The sequence below is a fragment of the Pseudoalteromonas sp. HM-SA03 genome (assembly GCF_002289345.1).
GTDB lineage: Bacteria > Pseudomonadota > Gammaproteobacteria > Enterobacterales > Alteromonadaceae > Pseudoalteromonas.
Map to the genome: position 1 here is coordinate 151,478 of NZ_NSDG01000076.1, position 8,354 is coordinate 159,831.

Annotated in this window: 15 protein-coding genes; all 15 read left to right on the top strand. The window is 44.8% G+C overall.

What is annotated here, in order from left to right; all coding sequences use genetic code 11:
- Positions 1-3: 3 nt before the first annotated feature.
- The 15 genes from rplE to rplQ all read left to right on the top strand — a co-directional run bounded on the left by rplE (position 4) and on the right by rplQ (position 7,772).
- On the top strand, positions 4-543 hold the full coding sequence (gene rplE, locus CKO50_RS15260; RefSeq protein WP_010378262.1) for a 50S ribosomal protein L5: 540 nt from the start codon (positions 4-6) through the stop codon (positions 541-543).
- Positions 544-553: 10 nt separating this feature from the next.
- Complete coding sequence (rpsN, locus tag CKO50_RS15265) at positions 554-859, top strand: 30S ribosomal protein S14 (RefSeq protein ID WP_095728862.1); 306 nt, start codon at positions 554-556, stop codon at positions 857-859.
- 20 nt (positions 860-879) lie between these two features.
- Entirely contained in the window at positions 880-1,272 is a 393-nt protein-coding gene (rpsH, locus tag CKO50_RS15270; RefSeq protein ID WP_010378266.1) for a 30S ribosomal protein S8, read from the top strand.
- 13 nt (positions 1,273-1,285) lie between these two features.
- A complete protein-coding gene (rplF, locus tag CKO50_RS15275; RefSeq protein WP_010378268.1) occupies positions 1,286-1,816 on the top strand; it encodes a 50S ribosomal protein L6 in 531 nt (176 codons plus the stop codon).
- 9 nt (positions 1,817-1,825) lie between these two features.
- Positions 1,826-2,176, top strand: coding sequence for a 50S ribosomal protein L18 (rplR, locus tag CKO50_RS15280; RefSeq protein WP_010378271.1), 351 nt, complete (start codon positions 1,826-1,828; stop codon positions 2,174-2,176).
- A 9-nt stretch (positions 2,177-2,185) separates the two neighbouring features.
- Positions 2,186-2,692 (top strand): 30S ribosomal protein S5, encoded by a 507-nt coding sequence (rpsE, locus tag CKO50_RS15285; protein WP_010606806.1) that lies wholly within the window; start codon positions 2,186-2,188, stop codon positions 2,690-2,692.
- Positions 2,693-2,698: 6 nt separating this feature from the next.
- Positions 2,699-2,878 (top strand): 50S ribosomal protein L30, encoded by a 180-nt coding sequence (rpmD, locus tag CKO50_RS15290; protein WP_010378276.1) that lies wholly within the window; start codon positions 2,699-2,701, stop codon positions 2,876-2,878.
- A 4-nt stretch (positions 2,879-2,882) separates the two neighbouring features.
- On the top strand, positions 2,883-3,317 hold the full coding sequence (gene rplO / locus CKO50_RS15295) for a 50S ribosomal protein L15 (RefSeq protein ID WP_095728863.1): 435 nt from the start codon (positions 2,883-2,885) through the stop codon (positions 3,315-3,317).
- 11 nt (positions 3,318-3,328) lie between these two features.
- Entirely contained in the window at positions 3,329-4,657 is a 1,329-nt protein-coding gene (gene secY, locus CKO50_RS15300) for a preprotein translocase subunit SecY (RefSeq protein ID WP_010606805.1), read from the top strand.
- Between the two features lie 22 nt (positions 4,658-4,679).
- Positions 4,680-4,793 carry a 50S ribosomal protein L36 gene (gene rpmJ, locus CKO50_RS15305; RefSeq protein WP_002959476.1) on the top strand — a complete coding sequence of 38 codons (114 nt, stop codon included), beginning with the start codon at positions 4,680-4,682 and terminating at the stop codon, positions 4,791-4,793.
- A 131-nt stretch (positions 4,794-4,924) separates the two neighbouring features.
- The gene (gene rpsM, locus CKO50_RS15310) at positions 4,925-5,281 is read left to right on the top strand and encodes a 30S ribosomal protein S13 (RefSeq protein WP_010378282.1); all 357 of its coding nucleotides are present in this window, start codon (positions 4,925-4,927) and stop codon (positions 5,279-5,281) included.
- A gap of 13 nt (positions 5,282-5,294) precedes the next feature.
- Complete coding sequence (gene rpsK / locus CKO50_RS15315) at positions 5,295-5,681, top strand: 30S ribosomal protein S11 (protein ID WP_010378285.1); 387 nt, start codon at positions 5,295-5,297, stop codon at positions 5,679-5,681.
- 21 nt (positions 5,682-5,702) lie between these two features.
- Positions 5,703-6,323: a 30S ribosomal protein S4 gene (rpsD, locus tag CKO50_RS15320; protein ID WP_017218390.1), complete on the top strand. Its 621-nt coding sequence runs from the start codon at positions 5,703-5,705 to the stop codon at positions 6,321-6,323.
- A gap of 24 nt (positions 6,324-6,347) precedes the next feature.
- On the top strand, positions 6,348-7,334 hold the full coding sequence (gene rpoA / locus CKO50_RS15325; protein ID WP_088532005.1) for a DNA-directed RNA polymerase subunit alpha: 987 nt from the start codon (positions 6,348-6,350) through the stop codon (positions 7,332-7,334).
- 39 nt (positions 7,335-7,373) lie between these two features.
- Positions 7,374-7,772 (top strand): 50S ribosomal protein L17, encoded by a 399-nt coding sequence (rplQ, locus tag CKO50_RS15330; RefSeq protein ID WP_039493510.1) that lies wholly within the window; start codon positions 7,374-7,376, stop codon positions 7,770-7,772.
- Positions 7,773-8,354 lie beyond the last annotated feature (582 nt).

Below are 8,354 nucleotides of genomic sequence, written 5' to 3' on the forward strand. Positions count from 1 at the left end.
ACGATGGCGAAACTGCATGAAGTGTACAAAGACAAAGTGGTAAAAGAGCTTCAAGAGAAGTTCGGTTACAGCTCTGTCATGCAAGTCCCTCAGATCGAAAAGATCACACTTAACATGGGTGTGGGCGAAGCCCTAGCTGACAAGAAAATTCTAGAAAACGCAGTAGCAGACCTAGAATCAATCTCTGGTCAGAAGCCTCTAGTGACTAAAGCACGCAAATCAGTTGCTGGCTTTAAGATCCGTGAAGGTTACCCAATTGGCTGTAAAGTAACCCTACGCGGCGAGCGTATGTGGGATTTCCTAGAGCGTTTAGTCTCTATCGCGATGCCACGTATTCGTGACTTCCGCGGTGTTAGCGCAAAGTCTTTTGACGGTCGCGGTAACTACTCTATGGGCGTACGTGAACAAATCATCTTCCCAGAAATTGATTATGATAAAGTAGACCGCGTTCGCGGTATGGATATCACAATCACTACTTCTGCGAAAACAGATGACGAAGGCCGTGCGTTGTTAGAAGCGTTCAACTTCCCATTCAAAAAGTAAGGGTAGGGTTATGGCAAAGAATTCAATGAAAGCACGTGACGTAAAACGTGCTAAATTAGTTGCTCAGTATGCTGAAAAGCGTGCTGCGTTAAAAGCTATCATCAGCGATGTTAATGCATCTGATGATGAGCGTTGGGATGCAGTGTTAAAGCTACAGTCTTTACCACGCGATTCTAGCCCTTCACGTCAACGTAATCGTTGTAACATCACGGGCCGCCCTCATGGTTATCTTCGCAAGTTCGGCTTAAGCCGTATCAAAGTTCGCGAAGCAGCGATGCGCGGTGAAATTCCTGGCCTTAAAAAGGCTAGCTGGTAATAGAATCACGGGAGTAAGACATGAGCTTGCAAGATCCAATTGCGGATTTGTTCACACGTATCCGTAACGGTCAGTCTGCGAAGAAGGTATCTGTTTCAATGCCAACTTCAAAGCTGAAAGTAGCTGTAGCTAAGGTACTTAAAGACGAAGGTTATATCACTGACTTCGCAGTATCTGGTGACGTAAAAGCAGAATTGACTATCGAACTTAAGTACTTCGAAGGCAAAGCTGTAATCGAAAACATCCAGCGTGTTAGCCGCCCTGGTTTACGTATCTATAAGAGACGTGACGAATTACCTAAGGTAATGGGTGGTCTAGGTATCGCTATCGTATCAACTTCTAAAGGCCTGATGACAGACCGCGCTGCGCGTACCGCTGGCGTTGGTGGTGAAATCATTGGCTTTGTAGCTTAATCGGAGGGGAACTATGTCTCGTATAGCGAAGGCTCCAATCAATGTTCCTGCCGGTGTTGAAGTTACAATTAACGGCCAGGACATCAAAGTTAAAGGCAAGAACGGTGAATTAACTCGCACAATCAACGATGCGGTTGAAGTTTCACTAAACGACAACGTTATCACTACAGCTCCTCGTGAAGTTGCTAATGCTTGGGCTCAAGCTGGTACTGCACGCGCGCTAATCAACAACATGATTGTTGGTGTTAACGATGGTTATGAGAAGAAACTACAGCTAGTAGGTGTTGGTTACCGTGCGGCAGTTAAGGGTAATTCATTAGATTTAACCCTTGGCTTTTCTCACCCAGTGAACTTCGAGATCCCAACAGGTATCACTATCGAAGCTCCAAGCCAGACTGAAATTGTTGTTAAAGGCGCAGACAAGCAGTTAGTTGGTCAAACAGCTGCTAACATCCGCTCATACCGTGAACCAGAGCCTTATAAAGGTAAAGGTGTACGTTATGCTGATGAGCACGTGCGTCGTAAAGAGGCTAAGAAGAAGTAAGGTAAGACGATGGATAAGAAAACAGCTCGTCTACGTCGTGCTAAGCGCACTCGTAGAAATATTATCGAACAAGGCACAACACGTCTTGTTATCCACCGCACGCCACGTCACATTTACGCTCAAGTAATCAATGCTGAGGGTAATGTACTGGCTGCTGCTTCTACTGTTGAAAAAGCAATTGTTGAAACAGTTAAAGGCACAGGCAACATCGAAGCGGCTCAAGCAGTTGGTAAAGCAATCGCTGAGCGCGTAGCTGACAAAGGCGTTGAAAAAATCGCTTTTGATCGCAGTGGCTTTAAATATCACGGCCGTGTGAAGGCGCTAGCTGATGCTGCGCGCGAAGCCGGTCTGCAATTCTAGGAGTAGACAATGGCTAACGTAGAAGCAAAAGCACAACAGCCTGAATTGGCTGAAAAGCTAATCGCGGTAAACCGTGTGTCTAAAGTGGTTAAAGGTGGTCGTATCTTTAGCTTCACTGCACTAACAGTAGTTGGTGATGGCGCTGGTAAAGTAGGTTTTGGTTATGGTAAAGCACGTGAAGTTCCTGCTGCTATTCAAAAAGCAATGGAAAAAGCACGTCGCAACATGATCACTGTTGAACTAAAAGGTAACACGCTACAGCACCCAATCAAGGGTCGCCACGCGGGTTCTAAAGTATACATGCAGCCAGCATCTGAAGGTACAGGTATCATCGCAGGTGGTGCGATGCGTGCAGTACTAGAAGTAACTGGTGTACAGAACGTACTATCTAAAGCATACGGTTCAACTAACCCGATCAACATCGTTCGCGCAACTATCGCAGCGCTAGAGAATATGAATTCTCCAGAAGGTATTGCTGCGAAGCGTGGTCTTAGCGTTGACGAAATCTTGGGGTAAGACACCATGGCAAACACAGTAAAAGTAACTCAAGTACGTAGCTCAATCGGTCGTTTACCGAAGCATAAAGCTACATTACGTGGCCTTGGTTTACGTCGTATCAATCACACTGTTGAGCTAGAAGATACGCCAGCAGTTCGCGGTATGATCAACCAAGTTTCTTACATGGTTAAGGTTGAGGGGTAATTCGATGAACTTGAATACACTTTCACCTGCTGCAGGTTCAAAAACAGCTGGTAAGCGTGTTGGCCGTGGTATCGGCTCTGGTCTTGGTAAGACTGGTGGTCGTGGTCATAAAGGTCAAAAGTCACGCTCTGGCGGTAAAGTACGCGTTGGTTTCGAAGGCGGTCAAATGCCTATGCAACGTCGTCTACCTAAGTTTGGTTTCACTTCACGCAAGTCTCTTGTGTCTAAAGAAGTGAATCTATTCGAAATCGCTAAAGTTGAAGGCGATGTGGTAGATCTAAACGCGTTACAGGCAGCTGGTATCGTTAAAAAGAACATCCAGTTCGTAAAAGTTGTAAAATCTGGCGAAGTTTCACGCGCTGTTACTGTTAAAGGCATGAAAGTGTCTAAAGGTGCACGCGAAGCTATCGAAGCTGCCGGAGGCAAGGTAGAAGACTAAGGAAGTACGCTATGGCTAAACCAGGTCAAGATATGCAAAGTGCACAAAGTGGGCTTGCGGAACTGAAGCGCCGATTACTATTCGTATTGGGTGCTATCATTATTTACCGTCTGGGCTCTTTTGTGCCAATCCCTGGGATTGACGCCGCTGTACTTGCCGAATTCTTCGAGCAACAAAAGGGCACCATTGTTGAGATGTTCAACATGTTTAGCGGTGGTGCGCTTGAGCGTGCATCGGTATTGGCGCTAGGTATTATGCCGTACATCTCGGCTTCGATTATTATGCAGCTATTAACGCACATACACCCTGCGATGATAGAGCTTAAGAAAGAAGGTGAGCAAGGGCGTAAGAAAATCAGCCAGTATACGCGTTATGGTACGCTTGTGCTTGCTACATTCCAATCGATAGGTATCGCTACTGGTCTACCTAATATGATGGAAGGCTTAGTTGTGAATCCAGGCTTCGGCTTTTATTTCACAGCGGTAGTGAGCTTAGTCACAGGAACGATGTTCCTTATGTGGTTGGGCGAACAAATCACTGAGCGTGGTATCGGTAACGGTATTTCAGTTCTAATATTTGTTGGTATTGTAGCTAACCTGCCGTCTGCAATTGGTTCGACAGCAGAAATGGCGCGCCAAGGTGATCTGCATATTTTAGCATTGTTATTGATTGCGGTAATCGTATTCGCTGTAACTTATCTGGTTGTGTTCTTCGAGCGTGGTCAACGTCGTATCGTTGTAAACTATGCGAAGCGTCAACAAGGTCGTCAGGTATTTGCTGCTCAAAGCACGCACTTACCACTAAAAGTTAACATGGCGGGTGTTATTCCACCAATCTTTGCTAGCAGTATCATTTTGTTCCCTGGTACAATAGCAAGCTGGTTTGGCCAAGGTGAAGGTCCGGTCGCTGATGTGCTACAAGCTATCTCAGCAGTATTGACTCCAGGTCAACCACTGTATGCGATGGTATTAGCTGCGGCTATCATCTTCTTCTGCTTCTTCTACACTGCGTTGGTGTTTAACCCGCGTGAGACAGCAGATAACCTGAAAAAATCTGGCGCTTTTATTCCAGGCATTCGTCCAGGTGAGCAGACATCTAAATACATTGATAAAGTGATGACACGCCTGACATTGGCAGGTGCTTTGTATATAACCTTTATCTGTCTGGTGCCCGAGTTTATGACTATGGCATGGCAAACGCCATTCTACTTCGGCGGTACATCGATTCTGATTATCGTTGTTGTCATCATGGACTTTATGGCACAAGTACAGACTCATATGATGTCACATCAATATGATTCTGTGCTGAAAAAAGCGAACCTTAAAGGCTACGGCCGTTAAGGTCAGTTTACGGAGTTGAGTAATGAAAGTACGTGCTTCCGTTAAGAAAATTTGCCGTAACTGCAAAGTAATCAAGCGTGCAGGTGTTGTACGTGTGATCTGCAGTGAGCCAAAGCACAAGCAAAGGCAAGGCTAAGCAAATTAAGTCGTGCAGGCTGAGTAACTTTACTTAGCCTGTTTCTTTGGTAAAACTTGAATGTCGGTTGGGTATCCTATACGGGCTTTCCAGCAAGATGATAATCAAGTTTATTTATAGGAGATATGTTAGTGGCCCGTATCGCAGGCATTAACGTTCCTGATCATAAGCATGCTGTTATCGGTTTAACAAGCATCTATGGTGTAGGTAAAACTCGCGCTAAGGCGATCTTAGCTGCGACAGGTATCGCTGAAACTACTAAAATCGGCGAGTTAAATGACGAAACACTTGACATCCTTCGTGAAGAAGTTGGCAAGTACACTGTTGAAGGTGATCTTCGTCGTGAAGTTACACTAAACATCAAGCGTCTTATGGACCTTGGCTGTTTCCGTGGCTTACGTCACCGTCGTTCGCTACCACTACGTGGTCAGCGTACTAAGACTAACGCGCGTACTCGTAAGGGTCCTCGCAAGCCTATCAAGAAATAAGGTGGGGTAAGTTATGGCAAAAGCACCAATTCGTCGTAAAAAGGTCAAAAAGCAGGTTGTTGACGGCATGGCTCACGTTCATGCATCTTTCAACAACACGATTGTGACCATCACTGACCGTCAAGGCAATGCTCTTTCTTGGGCGACTGCGGGTGGTTCAGGTTTCCGTGGTTCTCGTAAGTCTACTCCATTCGCTGCACAGGTTGCTGCGGAGCGTGCAGGTGTTGCTGCACAAGAGTACGGTCTTAAGAACCTAGAAGTATTCATCAAAGGTCCAGGTCCAGGCCGTGAGTCTGCTGTTCGTGCATTGAATGCTGCTGGTTACCGTATCACTAACATCACTGACGTGACGCCAATTCCACACAATGGTTGTCGTCCACCGAAGAAACGTCGCGTATAACAATAGGTTAGGAGAAAGAACATGGCAAGATATTTGGGCCCTAAGCTCAAGCTGAGTCGTCGTGAAGGTACTGACCTGTTCCTTAAAAGCGGCGTAAGAGCAATTGACTCTAAGTGTAAACTAGAAACAGCACCTGGTCAGCACGGCGCGCGTAAAGGTCGTCTATCTGATTACGGTTTACAGCTACGTGAAAAGCAAAAAGTTCGTCGTATCTACGGTGTACTAGAAAAGCAATTCCGTAACTACTACAAAGAAGCTGCTCGCCTTAAAGGTAACACAGGTGAAAACTTGTTACAGCTTCTAGAGCAACGTCTAGACAATGTTGTATATCGCATGGGTTTTGCAAGCACACGTGCTGAAGCACGTCAGCTAGTAAGCCACAAAGCGATTATGGTTAATGGTCGTGTTGTTAATATCCCTTCTTTCGTAGTTACTCCTGAAGATGTAGTAGTAATTCGCGAGAAGTCTAAAAAGCAAGCGCGTATCATCGCTGCTCTAGAGTTGGCTGAGCAACGTGAAAAGCCAACTTGGATTGAAGTTGACGGTAAGAAAATGGAAGGCACTTTCAAGCGTCTACCAGAGCGTTCTGATCTGTCTGCGGACATTAACGAACAACTAATCGTCGAACTTTACTCGAAGTAAAGTTAAGAGTTAAGAGAGGATAAAATGCAGGGTTCTGTAACCGAATTCCTAAAACCAAGATTAGTCGATATCGACGCTGTAAGCTCAACGCGTTCTAAAGTAGTTTTAGAGCCTCTAGAGCGTGGTTTTGGCCACACACTAGGTAATGCTCTACGTCGTATACTTCTTTCATCTATGCCTGGTTGTGCTGTGACAGAAGTTGAAATTGACGGTGTATTGCACGAGTACAGCGCGAAAGAAGGCGTACAAGAAGACATCATTGAAATTCTGTTAAACCTTAAAGGTCTAGCGGTATCTCTAGAAGGTAAAGATGAAGTTTTCCTTACCCTGGCTAAGTCTGGTGTAGGCCCTGTGACTGCGGCTGATATCCAGCACGACGGAGATGTGACTATCGCCAACCCTGAGCATGTCATTTGTCACTTAACTGCTGACAATAGCGAAATCAGCATGCGCATTCGTGTTGAGCGTGGTCGCGGTTATGTACCGGCGTCTAGTCGTTTATCCTCTGATGACGATGAGCGTCCAATCGGCCGTTTGTTGCTAGATGCATCATTCAGCCCGGTTGAGCGTATTGCGTACTCGGTTGAGTCAGCTCGTGTTGAGCAGCGTACAGACTTAGATAAACTAATCATCGATATGGAAACGAACGGCACTTTAGATCCTGAAGAAGCGATCCGCCGTGCGTCAACTATCCTTGCTGAGCAGTTAGATGCATTCGTAGACCTACGTGATGTTTCTGAGCCAGAAGAGAAAGAAGAGAAGCCGGAGTTCGATCCGATTCTACTTCGTCCAGTTGATGACTTAGAACTAACTGTACGTTCTGCAAACTGTCTGAAAGCCGAGCAAATTCAATATATCGGTGACTTAGTACAGCGTACTGAAGTTGAGCTTCTGAAAACACCAAACCTTGGTAAGAAGTCTCTAACTGAAATTAAAGACGTGCTAGCTTCACGTGGTCTATCTCTAGGTATGCGCCTAGAAAACTGGCCGCCTGCAAGTCTAGCTGAGTAATCTAAGTTACTATATTAGTTTAGTTAGAAGGATAGGGTCATGCGCCATCGTAAGAGTGGTCGTCAATTAAACCGTAACAGCAGCCATCGCAAAGCGATGTTTAGCAACATGGCTGGTTCTTTGGTGAAGCACGAAATCATCAAAACTACTTTGCCTAAAGCAAAAGAGCTGCGCCGTGTAATTGAACCTTTAATCACACTGGCTAAGACTGACAGTGTAGCAAACCGTCGTTTAGCGTTTGCTCGCACGCGTGATAAAGAAGTAGTTGGTAAATTGTTCACTGAGATTGGTCCACGTTTCGCGGATCGTCCAGGTGGTTACACTCGTATTCTTAAGTGTGGCTTCCGTACTGGTGACAATGCGCCAATGGCTTACATTGAACTACTAGATCGTCCAGCGACAGAAGAAGTTCAAGAAGACGCGCAGTCTGCAGAGTAATTAGTCTTTTTAAAGACACAAAAAAGCCGAGCATAGCTCGGCTTTTTCTTTTTATATCCCTTAAGACTTTTGCGCCTGTTTATAATAACTAAACGCTCTCTCATATCTTTTGGTCACTATTCTTATTAGCTTCATTTATAAAATTAGCAATTGAAGAACCTGCAACTGCTAACTCATACATTACCGACAATGTATTCTGCTCTAATCAACATAAAAATTGAACCTGGTCCAGTTGATAAAATAAAAGAGGGCTTACAGCTATTCATCTTCTACAACAGTAGTTTTTAGGAGTTATCTCAATTCCCTCAGCCTAAACTGAATAGATTCAGTTTAGGCCGGTTTGTTTTATAGGTAGTGTTTACCAAGTCCATACTAAAAAGTGCTATCTATAGTAGACACACCTCTCTTACATATTTGTAGATTCGAAAATTGTGTTAATTAAACTAGAAAAGTCGCCTTTAGAACGTCTAATATGCCTTATTAACGTTTTAAAAATGAACGTTTCGGCTTTTTTTTGCTCGAACAAACGTTTTTTCGCAATTTTCTTTAAAAAAAGGGTTGCACTAAAATCGGATCGCCCTA